Raw genomic sequence first — 13,595 nt, forward strand, 5'->3', positions numbered from 1 at the left:
CAGGGATGGCCTTCGTGGCGTCCCTGCCCTTGTCCGCCTTCAGTGCATCAACGTCTCGTCGGTGAGATCCGGAACATCGGCGAGACGCACGAAGGTTACGCCGCGCCGCTTCAGGGCGAGGATGCCCTTTGCAACGCCCTCGCCGGCCGCATGGGTCGGCTGGTTGATATGGGCGAGCACAACATCGCCGTCCCTGGCGCCGGCAATATGCTTTTCAGACATGGCAGCGCCCAGCAGCGAGCCGCCGTCGCCGTTCACGGAATAGCCGGCAATGCGAAAGCCCATGCCACGAATTTGCGTCATGGCCGAGACATCGTATTTCGCCGTTGCGCCACGGAACCAGCGCGGGGCGGGAAGGCTTGCCGCCAGCATGGCGCCGGCGCCTCCCGCCACCTCCCGTTCCACCGCCTGCGGCGAGCCGGCCGCCGCGATGCCATAGATCTGCATCGGCTGATCCACCGCCGGCACATGGTTTTCGCCGTGGTTTTCCAGCTCGAACTGCTCCGGATGCGCCTTGAACACCGCGAGCGTCTGCGGGTTGCGGCGCAGCCAGCGGGCCGTGACGAAAATGGTGGCCGGGATCTTTTCCGAGACGAGGACGGAAAGGATGCGCTGATCCACCTCGCCCATGCAGGCATCGAAGGTCAGCGCCACGCGCACCTCGCCGGGGATCTTGCTTTTCGGCAGACGCAGGGTCGGCTCGAGCAGTTTTGCTGCACGTATCGCCGGCGCTTGCGCCGGCACCTTCGGCAGCGGAGAAACCTGAGCCGGCACAGCAGCGGAATCGAGCGCAAACACCGGAGTGGCAACCGCAGCGGTCAACAGGAGAGAAGCCAGGGAGGAAAGAAAACGCGTCATGGGAAGGCACCGATTATCTGGCGCTCCATAGCGGAGGCGCGCCGCAAAGACCATCCACCTTTTGGTGAGAACCTGAGATGGGGGGATGATCGGCATGTTGCGCAGGAATCGGGTGGAAGCGGGGTACGCCGCCCCGCAGGATGGCCGGCATTGCACAAGAGGAATAGCGACATGCACACCATCCGCTTCACCGCCATGCCGAGTGATATCGCAGCAGGTTTTCGCGAGGGCAGACCGGACGCCTATGGCAATCCGCCGGAACGCGCGATCTCGCCCGGGGGCGGCATGCCCTGCCGCCATTGCCTTGGCTTCATCGAGGCCGGCGAAGCGATGCTCGTTCTGGCCTATCGCCCCTTCCCCAAACTGCAGCCCTATGCGGAGACCGGACCGATCTTCCTGCATGCAAAGGCCTGCCGCCGCTACGAGGCCGTCGAGGTTCTGCCGCCGATGCTGGAGAGCCCGGATTACATCGTGCGCGGCTATGATGACAACGACCGTATAGTCTATGGTACCGGAGCCGTGACACCAACCCAGGCAATTGCCACCCGCGCGGCAACCCTCCTCGAACGCGACGACATTGCCTATGTGCATGTCCGCTCGGCCCGCAACAATTGCTACCAGTGCCGGATCGACCGGGCCTGAGACGGCCCGGTCGCATGGGGCGGAGGGAAGCGGTCAGTCGCGGGCCGGATCCGCGTCCAGATCCTCGGCGATCTGCAACAGCAGCTTCACCATCTCGCCCGCGCGGCGTTCATCCTTGCCGAGACGGCGGGCGATGACCTCGCGCAGATTGAGCAGGGCGGCGTCGACGCTGCGCGGCAGATCCGGGCCCTGCTCCTCGTGGCGTCCGCGGCCGCCTTCGCGACGCTGGCGAATGCGCTCGGCCACCATCGACAGTCGCTCCAGAATGGCGCCGGCCGGTCCGCGATTGCTGTCGAGATGCGCCCGCCCTTCCTCGGTGATGGAATAGCGCTTCTTGTTGCCATCCGTTTCCGCGGAAATGTAACCCGCCTCCTCCAGATAGGTCAGCGTCGGATAGATGACGCCGGGGCTCGGCGCATAGAAGCCATAGGTCAGTTCCTCGACATGGCGGATGATCTCGTAGCCATGGCGCGGCTCCTTCTCGATCAGCGCCAGCACCAGCAGCCGGAGGTCGCCCTGAAGGAGAAAGCGGCCGATCCGGTTGTCGCCGCCATCGTCCCCGCCATCTCCAAAACCGCGGCCGCGGCCGCCCCGGCCGAAGCCTCGGCCAAAGCCTCGGCCAAAGCCCTCGCCACGCATGGCAAACAGCCCTTCCAGGTCCATCCGCATCCGGTGGCCGCGACCGGCACCCTCGTCACATTTACGTCCAAACATCGTCAATCCTCTCGATTGTTTTTCGATATATCTAAGATAATCCGGATCTCTCCCTTTGCAAGACAAGATATATCGAAAACCGATCTTTTTTCGTTTCAAGGGATACAGACGCCGAGACAGCCTGCAAATGCTGCGATCCGTCCGGCACGGGATCATAAGAAGATATATCGAAGATTGTCACAAGACCCGCCGGCGCCAGTAGTCCCGCCCCTGACGCAAAGAGGACACGCCCCGCAGGGTTCCGTCCGATGCACTGTCATTTTCCTGATGCTTTGCCGTGACATTTGGCCTTACAGTTCCGTCGCCAACGACTGAGGGAGAGCTCCATGTCATTTTCGTTCACCCAACCCGCACTCACGCGCCGCTCGCTGCTCGGCGGCATTGCCGCGGGTTCCGCCCTCGTGATGCTGCATCCCTTCGCAGCTCGTGCCGCCGCCAATCAGGCGCATCTGCGCATCATGGAGACGACCGACATCCATGTGAACATCATGCCCTATGACTACTACGCCGATAAGCCGAACGACACGATGGGCCTGTCGCGCACGGCAAGCTTCATCGATCAGGTGCGCGCCGAAGCCACCAATTCCATGCTGATCGACAACGGCGACCTTTTGCAGGGCAACCCGATGGGCGATTACATGGCCTACGAGAAGGGCATCAAGGCCGGCGACCTGCATCCGGTGATGAAGGCCATGAACGCGCTTGGCTACGATTGCGGCACGCTCGGCAACCATGAATTCAACTACGGCCTCGAATTCATGTTCAATACGCTGAACGGCGCGAATTTCCCGATCGTCTGCGCCAACCTGACCAAGGGCCAGCTCGCCTCCGATCCGAAGAAGGACGACCTCTTTTTCAAGCCCTACGTGATCCTCGAAAAGCAGATCAAGGACGGCACCGGCACTGCAAGCCCGGTCAAGGTCGGCTTCATCGGCTTCGTGCCGCCGCAGATCATGGTGTGGGACGCCAAGAACCTCGAAGGCAAGGCGCAGACGCGCGATATCGTTCAGGCCGCCAAGGCCTGGGTGCCGGTCATGAAGGAAGCCGGTGCGGATGTTATCATCGCCCTCTCCCACTCCGGCATCGATGGTTCCGGCCAGAGCGAGCGCATGGAAAACGCTTCGCTTTATCTCGCCGCCGTTGACGGCATCGATGCGATCTTTACCGGTCACCAGCATCTCGTCTTCCCCGGCCCGAAGGATTTCGACGGCATTGCCGGCGCCGACATCAAGAAGGGCACGCTGATGGGCAAGCCCGCCGTGATGGCCGGCTTCTGGGGTTCGCATATGGGCCTGATCGACCTGCTGCTCGAAAAGGACGGTAACCGCTGGAAGGTCGTCGACTTCACCACCGAGGCACGCCCGATCTACCACCGCGATGAAAACCGCAAGGTCGTCGCCGACACCAAGGACAAGCCGGAAATCGTCGCAGCCGTGAAGGCCGAGCACGAGGCAACGCTTGCCTATGTCCGCCGCCCGGTCGGCAAGACCTCCGCCCCGCTCTATTCCTATTTCGCACTGGTGGCCGATGACCCCTCGGTGCAGATCGTGTCCAACGCCCAGATCTGGTACGTCAAGGAACTGCTGAAGGAAGGCCAGTACAAGGATTATCCGGTTCTCTCCGCTGCGGCCCCGTTCAAGGCCGGCGGCCGCAACGGCCCGGACTACTTCACCGATGTTCCCGCCGGCGACATCGCCATCAAGAACGTGGCGGATCTCTATCTCTACCCCAATACCGTACAGGCCGTGCTGATCACCGGTGCACAGGTCAAGAACTGGCTGGAAATGTCGGCGGGCATGTTCAACCAGATCCCGGCAGGCGCAAAGGATGCGGCCCTGCTCAACACGAAATTCCCGTCCTACAACTACGACGTGATCGACGGCGTCACCTATCAGATCGATCTGTCGCAGCCGGCGCGCTTCGACGGGGACGGCAAGCTCGCCAATCCCGATGCACATCGCATCGTGGACCTGAAGTTCGAGGGCAAGCCGATCGATCCCGCCCAGAAGTTCGTCGTTGCCACCAACAACTACCGCGCCGGCGGCGGCGGCAAGTTCCCGGAGATTGCCGGCGACAAGGTGATCCTGGTGGCGCCCGATACCAACCGCGACGTGATCGTGCGCTACATCATCCAGCAGGGCACCATCAATCCGTCTGCCGATGCCAACTGGTCGTTCAAGCCGCTGCCGGGCACCACGGCTGTGTTTGAAAGCGGTCCGAAGGGTCGCCAGTATGCCGCAGCCGTCAAGGGAGCCAAGATCGAGGAAGCCGGCGACGGTGCCGAAGGTTTTGCAAAATTCCGCCTCGTCCTCTGAGGCGGGATCCAACCCCGGCTAAAGTTCGCAAGGCCGCCGGCGTCCGCGCCGGCGGCCTTGCCGTTTCGGCAATCAGACGCCTGGAGCAAACGGGCCAAAGCGGGTCAGTGCAGCACGCCTTCGTGCCGTTCCCAGCCCAGTGCCTCGAAGATGGCGTGAATATCCTGCGGATCCTCGCTGACCACGAAGGGGTCGAGGCCGCTTTCCGGCCGCGCCTGCCGAACGACGAAGAGAAAGGGAATGTCGCGCTCGATCAGGGCCTGCGAATGGGCAAACAGCACATCCGCCTCCAGCGTCACATCCAGCAACACGCCAAAGGCCTCCCGCAGCACGGTCTCACCCGGCGGATCGAGCAGAAGAGGGCCGACGATCTCGACGCCCGCCTTGTTCCAGGCATGCCGGACGGCATCGGAGACGAAATCCGCCGCGGCAACGATGACGATTTTCGGATGCTGCAACTCGATCCTGCTCCCACATGCGTGGTCTGTAGCGTTTTCATTACGGACCGAGACAGCAAAAGGTTCACTGTCCTAAACGACGAACCGCATCAACTGTTTCGCCGGTGGCACATGTCTTGAGAAGAGCGTCGTAAAAATACAACGGTTCGCCCCGGACAACTTGGCTTATTTCTGAAAAGGAGCGTCAGGCGGTCGACCGCTGCGACATCCGGCTTTCGCCACACTATTCCGCCGCCAGCCGGCGCGAGGCTCCATCGGCGGTCATCAGCTGTTCGAAGGTGTCTCGGCTCGGGCAATGGCTGAGGCGATGCGCCAGCGTCTCGATCAGCCAGCTGGTGGCCGGTCCCGGCGGATGTGCCGTGCGGCGGATGTAGTAGAGCGGATATTCGCTGGTCTCGTAGGCATCGATGTTGAGCGGGACCAGTCGTCCGGAGGCGATATCCTCACGGATCAGCGGTGCCGGCAGCCCGCCCCAGCCCAGTCCGCCGCGAATCAGCTGATGCTTGGTGGCGATGTCGCTGACGCGCCAGGTCTTGTAGGAGAGCACGTTGAAATCCCGCCCCTGGGTGATGCCAGAGGCATCCGTCACCACCAGCTGGATCTCCTCGCGCACGTCACGGCGGGTCAGAACACGGCCGATCTGCGCCAGCGGATGATCGGCAGCGGCAACGGGAATCATGAAGGAATGGCCGATCTTTTCCACCGTCAGCGTATCGTCCTGCTTCAGCAGCGCGCCGCCGACGCCGACCGAAGCCCGGCCGCTCGACACCAGATCCATCACCATGCCGAGTTCGCCGGCATGCAGGCTGAGCGCCACCGTGGGGAACCGTCGGCCGAATTCGCTGAGCGCCTCTACCACGGCATCGGTCGGCACCATGTTGCTGATGGCAAGCGAAACATCAGCCTCAAGCCCCTGCTTCAGGGCCTTGGCGCGGGCGCGCATCACCTGCAGGTCGGAATGGATGCGGCGGGCATCGGCCAGAAGCGCCTTGCCGGCATCGGTCAGCCGCGTCTGGCGCGAGCCGCTGCGCTCGAACAGCGACACTTCCAGCTGTGCCTCGAGATTGGCAATCGTATAGCTGACCACCGACTGCGCCCGGTTGAGCCGCCGGGAGGCCGCAGAAAAGCTGCCGCTTTCCGCCACGGCGAGAAAGACCTGCAGTTGGTCGAGCGTCGGATTGGCGTCCATGGGTATCATCCACACAGTTGATGGCTTCGTTCGAGATTATCTCCATTTTCTGGATGGGTGTCCATTCCCTATGTTGCAGCGCGATGGAGGCGGTGTCCTCCCCCGAACAACCCATCTGGAACGCAAAACATGTCCAAGATCCTGCTCATCACCTCCAGCCCGCGTGGCGAAGAATCGGTCTCCACCAAGGTTGCGACCGACCTGGCCTCGGCTCTGGCCGCCCGCTCGAACGGTGACATCGCCGTGCGCGACCTCGGCGCCAACCCGATCGCCCACCTCGACACCGTTACCACCTCGGCCATCCGCAAGGCTCCGGCCGACCGCAATGCCGAAGAAGCTGCTGCTGCCGAAATCTCCGACGCGCTGGTTTCCGAGCTGCAGGCTGCCGACGAAATCGTCATCGGCACCGGTCTCATCAACTTCAACATCTATTCCGGCCTGAAGAGCTGGATCGACAACATCGCCCGCGCCGGCGTGACCTTCCGCTACACGGCTGAAGGCCCGGAAGGCCTCGTCAAGGGCAAGAAGGTCTACGTCGTTCTCGCCGCTGCCGGCGTCTATTCGGATGGCCCGGCCGCTCCGCTGAACCATGCCGTGCCGTACCTGAAGACCGTTCTCGGCTTCCTCGGCATGACCGACGTGGAAGTTCTTTACGTCGAAGGCCTCGCCTTCGGTCCGGAAGCCGTCGAAAAGGCGCTCGCTTCCGCCAAGAGCCGCACCGAGGAACTGGCAAAGGCTGCCTGATCGAAACACCTTCGGCTTGCACGTCTTGAGGGGAGCGCTGCGGTTGGCAGCGCTCCTCTTTTTTATGCCGGATAAACGGGATCGCCTCAGGTGGTGCGGGAGGCGGCGCCATCGGAAAACAGCGAGGCGCCGTTCTGGTCGATGATCTGCTGCGCCTTGCGAACGGTGCATTCGCGCGCATCATCCAGCGAGGTGAACATGTCCGCGCGCAGAAAAGTGCGCACCAGCGTCTGACCGTTCACCTCCTTTTCGATGCGGCCGGCCAGACGGTATTGCGCACCCTCGCGCACGGGCTCGGCAAAAATCTTGCAGCCCGCATACTCCTGCGGCTCGGCGGCGGGAGCAGCCTTCGGCGCCTGTTCGCCACCGCCGGAAAACATCGAGAGGATCTTGGAAAAGAATGCCATGCGTCGTCCTTTCTGGTTCATGTCGCGCCGGGATTGCCGCGGGTTTTCCGCGCCCGGACTCGCGTATTCTCGGGGGGTCGTGCCCCGTGCCGTCAGATGATCAGGTTCGCCAGGATCTCGTTTTCGGTAATGTCCTGATAGCCGAGGCCGGCCGCCTCGAACCGCTCCAGAAGCCCGGCAAAGTTTTCCGGCCGCCCGGTTTCGATGCCGATCAGGATCGAGCCAAAATTGCGTGCCGACTTCTTCAGATATTCGAACCGTGCGATGTCGTCTTCCGGTCCGAGCAGGTTGAGGAAATCGCGCAGGGCCCCGGGGCGCTGCGCCAGCCGCAGGATGAAGTATTTCTTCAGCCCGGCATGGCGCATGGCGCGCTCCTTGACATCAGGCAGGCGCTCGAAATCGAAATTGCCACCGGAGACGACGGCGACGATCCGCCGCCCCTTGACCTGTTCGGGATCAAGCGCGGCGAGCGCCGTCAGCGACAGCGCGCCGGCCGGTTCCAGCACGACGCCCTCGATGTTCAGCATCTCCGTCATCGTCACGCAGATGGCGTTTTCCGGCACGGCCATCACCTGCGCTTCGTCAAAGCGCTGGAGTGCTGCGAAATTCAGATCGCCGATACGGGCGACGGCGGCGCCATCGACGAAATTATCGACTTTCGGCAGCGTCACCGCACGGCCGGCCTTCAGGCTTTGCTTGAGGCTCGGCGCACCGGACGGCTCGACCATCAGGAAAGCAGTGTCCGGCAGGTCTTCGGAGAGATAGCCGATCATGCCGGAGGAGAGACCGCCACCGCCGACCGGCATGATCACGAGATCGGGGAGTGCGCCGTCCGGCAGTTGCGCCAGAAGTTCCGCCGCGACCGTCGCCTGCCCTTCGATGATGTCCTCGTGGTCAAACGGCGGCACCATCACGCCGCCCGTCTCCTCCACATGGGCGCGGGCCGCCGCATAGCATTGGTCAAAGATGTCACCCACCAGCCGGATGGTGATGTAGGGGCCGCCAAACATGCGCGTCTTGTCGATCTTCTGCTGTGGCGTCGTCACCGGCATGAAGACGACGCCCGGCACCTGGAAATGCCGGCAGACAAAGGCAAAGCCCTGCGCGTGATTGCCGGCCGAGGCGCAGACGAAGGTACGGCCGCTGCTGCCATCGGCAATCGCCTTGCGGAAGAAATTGAAGGCGCCACGGATCTTGTAGGAGCGTACCGGCGACAAATCCTCGCGCTTCAGCCACACCTCAGCCCCGAAGCGACGGCTCAGATGCTCGTTCATCTGCAGCGGGGTCTCGGGAAAGATCTCCCGCATCGCCAACATGGCTTCGTCCACAGCCACCCTGTTCATTACCTGCCATCCGTTGAAATTCATACTGGTCCCCGCTATGCCATAGCTGACCGGCAGAGACAAAAGCTTCTTGCTCGGGTCAACACATCGGGGTCGTCGCGTTTGAACGCAAACCAGTTCCGCTCATCGATCTATATCGTCGCGCTCTGCGGCATCTACCTGTCGGCGGCGATGTTCGTTCCGGCCCTCTTCGATCTCTATTACGGCCAGCCTGACTGGCAGATCTTCGTGCTCTCGGGCGTCATGGTCGGCGGCCTGTCGCTTGCCAGCGCCATGGCAACGCGCGGCGCCATGCCGGTGTTCAACAAGCGGCTGGGTTTCCTGCTCGTCAACATGCTCTGGGCGCTGTTTTCGGTGGTCGGCGCCATTCCCTTCTATCTGTCGACGCTGAAGCTCAGCTTCGCGCAGGCGCTGTTCGAATCCATTTCGGCGATCACCACCACCGGCTCGACCGTGCTTGTCGGGCTCGACAGCATGCCGCCCGGCATCCTGATGTGGCGCTCGCTGCTGCACTGGCTGGGCGGCATCGGCATCGTGGCGCTGGGGCTCTTCGTGCTTCCTTTTCTCCGGGTCGGCGGCATGTCCTTCTTCAAGATGGAATCCTCCGATACCAACGACAAGCCGTTTGCCAAGCTCGCAAGTTTCACCCGCGCCTTCATGGCGGTCTATGTCGGCATTACCGTGCTATGCACCATTGCCTATGACTGGGCGGGCATGGGGCATTTCGATGCGCTCAACCACGCAATGGCGACCGTCGCCACCGGCGGCTTCTCCACCCACGATGCCTCCTTCGGCTATTTCAACAGCATTCCGCTGATGTGGGCCGGCACCGTGTTCATGACGCTCTCCAGCCTGCCCTTCTCGATCCTCATCCTGTTTGCCGTGCGCCGCCGTCTCGACAGCCTGCGCGACCCGCAGGTCGGGTTCTTTCTCGGCTATCTCACGCTGTTCTCGTTGATGGCCGGCATCTATCACCATGTGCGAAACGGCGTGGACCTGCCGGTCGCGCTGACCCACTCCTTCTTCAACGTATCCTCGATCCTCTCCACGACCGGCTTTGCCAGCGAGGATTATACCCTGTGGGGACCGTTCGTGGTGGCGCTTGCGCTGTTTGCCACCTTCATGGGCGGCTGCTCCGGCTCCACCGCGGGCGGCATCAAGGCCTATCGCTTCGTGATCATCTTCAATGTGGTTCGCAGCGGGCTGAAGAAACTGATCTATCCGAATGCCATCTATCCGGTGCGCTATGGCCAGGCCACCGTCGATGCCGACGTGCAGCGCGGCGTCTTCCTGTTCGTCAGCCTTTACATCTTCCTCTGGGCAGTCGGCAGTCTCGGCATGGCGCTGCTGGGCTATGATTTTGCAACCTCCGTCTCGGCCGTCATCACCTGCCTGTCGAATGTCGGCCCCGGCATCGGCCACATCATCGGCCCGGCCGGCAATTTTTCCACCATTTCGGAACCGGCGCTCTACCTTCTGTCGCTGATGATGCTGCTCGGCCGCCTGGAGGTCCTCACGGTGATGGTGCTGCTGCTGCCGATCTTCTGGCGCAACTGAGCCAACGCCCCGTTGCGGCAGCGTCACGCCCCGGCGAGGCGCTCTCCGTCCGGCGTCGCTCAGTTGTCGATGGTGACATCCGCCTCGGCGCTGCCGGCCATGATGGCCATGCCGTTCGGAAGATCGTTGCCATCGAGCTTGTGCAGGATCGCCGCCTCATCGAGGCCGTAGCCCTCCCAGCGGGCGCGCAGCCGCCGGCGCAGTTCCGCCACCTCGACCTTGACCATGACCGTCAGGTCGAAGATCGGCTTCAGCCGGTCCCAGGGCTTTTCACGCATCAGCAGGTAATTGCCTTCGCAGACGATGATACCCGTCTCGCGCCCGATCAGCCTGCCGCCGGCACGGGCGATCTCGATTGCCCGGTCGAACACCGGCACCGCGACCACCGCGTCCTCATTGCCCTTGAGCCGGCTCAGCATGTGACGCAGGCCATGCACGTCGAAGGTATCGATGGCGCCCTTGTGGGCGAGACGTCCCATGTCCGTCAGCACCGCATCATCGAAATGGAAGCCATCCATTGGAAAGACGGCGGCAAGCCCAGGCCTTTCGCGGTTGATTTCCGCGACCACCGCATCGGCAAGCGTCGACTTGCCGGAACCCGGCGGCCCGGCAATGCCGGCCATCAGGCGTGCGCCATCGTAACGGTCGAGGAGGCGGCGGGCCAGGGCGCGGGCATTGTCGTCGAGTGTCGTCACGGCATCATTCCAGATCTGGTTTGCGAGGGGAATCGGTGCCTCCCCTTTGTGCCCATCAAAAGCGGAGCAGGCCCGGCAAATCAAGCTGCGGCAAGCTGCACGGCCACTGGCATCGGGTTCAAGAGAGAATGGTGCACTTAACGGGAGAAAGTACGAACCAAGTGTGGTCAGCGATCGCGGAACTGTCGACTTGGGCAGACGTCCTAAAACACACGAGCATGCGCTAGGATAATTCACGGCTCCGGCGACAGCCACGCATCACAAATACTTGGGTGCGACTAGAGGATTTTAATATCCATACGAGGAGGGTCGGGACGCCAGCGAACGCCCCCGCCCACGATCTCGCCGCTCGTTTCGGAGTTCACAGCTATAAACTGGACCCTATGGTCCTCAAGTGCAGTCCGCAGTTTCTCGCTGGCCTTGGCGGTCAGCGGCTTCTTCTCAAGCTCGAAGTCGCTGAGTGCCTTCTGCGTCACTCCTGACCTATGCGCAAGTTCAAGCTGGCTCCACCCGAGCAGGGCTCGAGCCGCACGTATTAAATCAGCCGTCAATACCGTCGCCATTTCGCTGAAAGACCGGCATTCGACACCCTTGTCAAATAATACGTACAGTACGAAAAAAAGACTCTACAGAACGGTAAAAAACACTTATGAAAGGGTACCGATATCAACGAATCAAGGGCCCGATCGCTACGGTCGGTGCAGTTTCCAGCCGTGCGGGTTGCGGTGCCCGGCGTGGCCTCAGGGCGAGGTATTCGATGCAAGGCAATTTTTCCGATAACTGGTTCGGAGTTAGCCGAACTGATCTTGTTTTCAGTTTAAGGTCCTTGGCCGACGATCTGGCCGTTGTTGGCGAGGGGACTGCAGCCCCCCTACCCACAGTTCGGCTTGACCGATGGGCAGTGGCAAGTCGCACGGTCCCCTGTCTGATTGGCACAACAACCGGACACCCGAGGATTCACGACGGGAAGCCGTGCTTTTCAAGTGAGCTCTACTACCTCGACCCGAAAGCCGGTCTCGCGAGGACGTTCTCTCGCTGGTACAGACTTGGGACGCCGGTCGAAACTGCACAATTCGATGATCGAAATAGGGGCTGGCCATGAAGGCTTGGATTTTTTCAGACCTTCACACCGAGTTCGACGAAAAGCCCGGTTCGTTGAAGGTTCCCGAGGCTGACGTCTGCATTTGTGCCGGCGATGTTTGCGATGGGGGTCCTGGTAGGACGGTCCGCTATCTCGGCGAACTCGTTTCGCGGTCGATGCCAGTAATCCTGGTCCCCGGAAATCACGAATACTACCGCGCCTCGATCGTAGAGGGACTGAAGGAAGCGCTGGAAATCGCTGCTGAGCGGTATCCAAATGTTCACGTGTTGAGCCGCCGTGTCGTCACGCTTGGCGGCTATCGGTTCGTTGGCGCGACGCTGTGGGGAGACTTCAACCTTTACGGCAATATGTCCTGGGCGATGCGTAGTGCGCAGACGGAGCTTAACGACTATCGAAAAATCAAGCTTTCAAAGGAGCCGTTTCAGCGGTTCACGTCTGGCCATGCAAGCCGATTCAACAGCATGGACAAGCGCTTTATCCGGACCACCCTTGAAGAGCCATATGTTGGCTCGACGGTGGTCGTAACGCATCACGCACCCAGTGTTCTTTCTCTCGCTCCGGAATTTGTTGGCGCTCCCCTGACGCCAAGCTTCGTCTCAGACCTCGAGCCGGACATCGCCATGTACCAACCTATCGCCTGGTTTCACGGTCATCTGCACAATCGTAGCGACTACACCATCGTTGACACCCGAGTGATCTGCAACCCGCGAGGCTACCCCGACGAACCAGTTCCTGATTTCGATCCGAGTCTTGTAATCCGCCTGGGAGATTAGTCTGTTGGCTAGACGTTCTGAGAAGCGATTGCGTTGCCCGTGGAAGCTGTCAAAACCGAGCGACGATCCCTATGTGACCCTGCCCGTCTACCTTGCATATTGCGGAATCGCGGCGGCACTTCGATCTCGTAACCGGAAGAATTCCAAGTTCATCGCTATCCTGCAGATTCAACGCGACTATTTCTTGCCGATTTACTCTCAGGCTGCCGAGGTCTTTCTGATGGCGCTCCGGGAGGAGCGGGACTACAATCCGTGCATTGGCGCTTGGGACAAAAAACACCAGAGAGACCAAGTCGCCGCCCTTAACAAGGACCAGGCGATTTTCTTCGCAGGACCAGAGCAGCCACTCGACACCGAGGCATGGCTTTTTGCGGATGCCGTAGTCAGCGTCGCGCCCCCGACCAGAAGGCACGCGGAAGCGGCGCTTCGGCGTTTCGGGATTCCCGTAACGGAGAGAGACGTCGAAATCCTGATTTCGGAAACATGGTCTCGCTTGCAACAAGCTTTTCAGACGCGTCGGACGCCTACGGCCGCATTGGATCGGCTTCGGCAATACCCGCGAGACCCACCAATTACATCGGACAACGAACCCGAAGGACCAACGCTTGCAGAAATGCATGGGTTTGGAGCGTTGTTCGAGTGGGGGTGCGACTGACCTTGCCCCCAAGTTTTATCCAGTTTTGAGTTCGCTCCAGCGGTTTTGTGACGTGCTCCCCGATTTTGGGCCACCGGGAGCTGGAATTTTCCGGGGTTATGGCTCAGGTCAGCGGTGGTGCCGATGAGCCCTTCATGAGCGAA

Annotated in this window: 15 protein-coding genes; 7 read left to right on the plus strand and 8 right to left on the minus strand. The window is 61.6% G+C overall.

The features are described 5' to 3' along the window. Positions 1 to 39: 39 nt before the first annotated feature. Complete coding sequence (locus F3H95_RS17650; RefSeq protein WP_149746938.1) at positions 40 to 858, minus strand: polysaccharide deacetylase family protein; 819 nt, start codon at positions 856 to 858, stop codon at positions 40 to 42. A 171-nt stretch (positions 859 to 1,029) separates the two neighbouring features. Here F3H95_RS17650 and F3H95_RS17655 point away from each other — a divergent pair, with 171 nt between their 5' ends. Beyond that, positions 1,030 to 1,500 (plus strand): DUF1203 domain-containing protein, encoded by a 471-nt coding sequence (locus F3H95_RS17655; protein WP_149746939.1) that lies wholly within the window; start codon positions 1,030 to 1,032, stop codon positions 1,498 to 1,500. A 33-nt stretch (positions 1,501 to 1,533) separates the two neighbouring features. Here F3H95_RS17655 and F3H95_RS17660 read toward each other — a convergent pair whose 3' ends face one another. Continuing rightward, positions 1,534 to 2,214 (minus strand): PadR family transcriptional regulator, encoded by a 681-nt coding sequence (locus F3H95_RS17660; RefSeq protein ID WP_188134410.1) that lies wholly within the window; start codon positions 2,212 to 2,214, stop codon positions 1,534 to 1,536. A gap of 326 nt (positions 2,215 to 2,540) precedes the next feature. Here F3H95_RS17660 and F3H95_RS17665 point away from each other — a divergent pair, with 326 nt between their 5' ends. Beyond that, complete coding sequence (locus tag F3H95_RS17665) at positions 2,541 to 4,529, plus strand: bifunctional 2',3'-cyclic-nucleotide 2'-phosphodiesterase/3'-nucleotidase (protein ID WP_149746940.1); 1,989 nt, start codon at positions 2,541 to 2,543, stop codon at positions 4,527 to 4,529. A gap of 104 nt (positions 4,530 to 4,633) precedes the next feature. Here the strand turns inward: F3H95_RS17665 and F3H95_RS17670 are convergent, their stop codons facing one another. Next, positions 4,634 to 4,987 (minus strand): hypothetical protein, encoded by a 354-nt coding sequence (locus tag F3H95_RS17670; RefSeq protein ID WP_149746941.1) that lies wholly within the window; start codon positions 4,985 to 4,987, stop codon positions 4,634 to 4,636. A 223-nt stretch (positions 4,988 to 5,210) separates the two neighbouring features. Then, entirely contained in the window at positions 5,211 to 6,185 is a 975-nt protein-coding gene (locus tag F3H95_RS17675) for a LysR family transcriptional regulator (RefSeq protein ID WP_143125631.1), read from the minus strand. A gap of 120 nt (positions 6,186 to 6,305) precedes the next feature. Between F3H95_RS17675 and F3H95_RS17680 the strand changes: the two genes are divergently transcribed. Next, on the plus strand, positions 6,306 to 6,920 hold the full coding sequence (locus F3H95_RS17680; RefSeq protein ID WP_143125630.1) for an FMN-dependent NADH-azoreductase: 615 nt from the start codon (positions 6,306 to 6,308) through the stop codon (positions 6,918 to 6,920). A gap of 86 nt (positions 6,921 to 7,006) precedes the next feature. Here the strand turns inward: F3H95_RS17680 and F3H95_RS17685 are convergent, their stop codons facing one another. Together F3H95_RS17685 and ilvA are read right to left on the minus strand one after the other, a co-directional pair. After that, positions 7,007 to 7,327 carry an HlyU family transcriptional regulator gene (locus F3H95_RS17685; RefSeq protein WP_143125629.1) on the minus strand — a complete coding sequence of 107 codons (321 nt, stop codon included), beginning with the start codon at positions 7,325 to 7,327 and terminating at the stop codon, positions 7,007 to 7,009. A gap of 92 nt (positions 7,328 to 7,419) precedes the next feature. Continuing rightward, the gene (gene ilvA / locus F3H95_RS17690) at positions 7,420 to 8,670 is read right to left on the minus strand and encodes a threonine ammonia-lyase (RefSeq protein ID WP_188134411.1); all 1,251 of its coding nucleotides are present in this window, start codon (positions 8,668 to 8,670) and stop codon (positions 7,420 to 7,422) included. Between the two features lie 102 nt (positions 8,671 to 8,772). On the opposite strand from ilvA, the gene F3H95_RS17695 reads away from it, so the two are divergent. Next, a complete protein-coding gene (locus F3H95_RS17695; RefSeq protein WP_149746943.1) occupies positions 8,773 to 10,227 on the plus strand; it encodes a TrkH family potassium uptake protein in 1,455 nt (484 codons plus the stop codon). Positions 10,228 to 10,286: 59 nt separating this feature from the next. On the opposite strand, the gene F3H95_RS17700 is transcribed toward F3H95_RS17695, so the two are convergent. Together F3H95_RS17700 and F3H95_RS17705 are read right to left on the minus strand one after the other, a co-directional pair. After that, positions 10,287 to 10,922, minus strand: a complete 636-nt coding sequence (locus tag F3H95_RS17700) for a nucleoside/nucleotide kinase family protein (RefSeq protein ID WP_149746944.1) — start codon at positions 10,920 to 10,922, stop codon at positions 10,287 to 10,289. Between the two features lie 278 nt (positions 10,923 to 11,200). After that, entirely contained in the window at positions 11,201 to 11,485 is a 285-nt protein-coding gene (locus F3H95_RS17705) for a helix-turn-helix transcriptional regulator (protein WP_149746945.1), read from the minus strand. Between the two features lie 194 nt (positions 11,486 to 11,679). Here F3H95_RS17705 and F3H95_RS27495 point away from each other — a divergent pair, with 194 nt between their 5' ends. Genes F3H95_RS27495 through F3H95_RS17720 form a run of 3 tightly spaced genes read left to right on the plus strand, consistent with a single transcriptional unit; the run spans position 11,680 to position 13,452 of the window. Further along, entirely contained in the window at positions 11,680 to 12,024 is a 345-nt protein-coding gene (locus F3H95_RS27495) for a DUF6634 family protein (RefSeq protein ID WP_149746946.1), read from the plus strand. After that, positions 12,021 to 12,797: a metallophosphoesterase gene (locus F3H95_RS17715; protein WP_149746947.1), complete on the plus strand. Its 777-nt coding sequence runs from the start codon at positions 12,021 to 12,023 to the stop codon at positions 12,795 to 12,797. Before F3H95_RS27495 ends, F3H95_RS17715 begins: the two co-directional genes overlap by 4 nt. A 4-nt stretch (positions 12,798 to 12,801) precedes the next feature. Continuing rightward, positions 12,802 to 13,452 carry a hypothetical protein gene (locus F3H95_RS17720; RefSeq protein WP_149746948.1) on the plus strand — a complete coding sequence of 217 codons (651 nt, stop codon included), beginning with the start codon at positions 12,802 to 12,804 and terminating at the stop codon, positions 13,450 to 13,452. The last annotated feature ends 143 nt before the right edge of the window (positions 13,453 to 13,595 follow it).

The sequence above is a fragment of the Rhizobium sp. RU35A genome, from assembly GCF_900156005.1.
GTDB classification, from domain to species: Bacteria; Pseudomonadota; Alphaproteobacteria; order Rhizobiales; family Rhizobiaceae; genus Neorhizobium; species Neorhizobium straminoryzae.

Coding starts and splice junctions, on each gene's coding strand:
- F3H95_RS17650 (WP_149746938.1), bottom strand. CDS start 858: ATGACGCGTTTTCTTTCCTCCCTGGCTTCTCTCCTGTTGACCGCTGCG.
- F3H95_RS17655 (WP_149746939.1), top strand. CDS start 1,030: ATGCACACCATCCGCTTCACCGCCATGCCGAGTGATATCGCAGCAGGT.
- F3H95_RS17660 (WP_188134410.1), bottom strand. CDS start 2,214: ATGTTTGGACGTAAATGTGACGAGGGTGCCGGTCGCGGCCACCGGATG.
- F3H95_RS17665 (WP_149746940.1), top strand. CDS start 2,541: ATGTCATTTTCGTTCACCCAACCCGCACTCACGCGCCGCTCGCTGCTC.
- F3H95_RS17675 (WP_143125631.1), bottom strand. CDS start 6,185: ATGATACCCATGGACGCCAATCCGACGCTCGACCAACTGCAGGTCTTT.
- F3H95_RS17680 (WP_143125630.1), top strand. CDS start 6,306: ATGTCCAAGATCCTGCTCATCACCTCCAGCCCGCGTGGCGAAGAATCG.
- F3H95_RS17685 (WP_143125629.1), bottom strand. CDS start 7,327: ATGGCATTCTTTTCCAAGATCCTCTCGATGTTTTCCGGCGGTGGCGAA.
- ilvA (WP_188134411.1), bottom strand. CDS start 8,670: ATGAACAGGGTGGCTGTGGACGAAGCCATGTTGGCGATGCGGGAGATC.
- F3H95_RS17705 (WP_149746945.1), bottom strand. CDS start 11,485: ATGGCGACGGTATTGACGGCTGATTTAATACGTGCGGCTCGAGCCCTG.
- F3H95_RS27495 (WP_149746946.1), top strand. CDS start 11,680: ATGCAAGGCAATTTTTCCGATAACTGGTTCGGAGTTAGCCGAACTGAT.
- F3H95_RS17715 (WP_149746947.1), top strand. CDS start 12,021: ATGAAGGCTTGGATTTTTTCAGACCTTCACACCGAGTTCGACGAAAAG.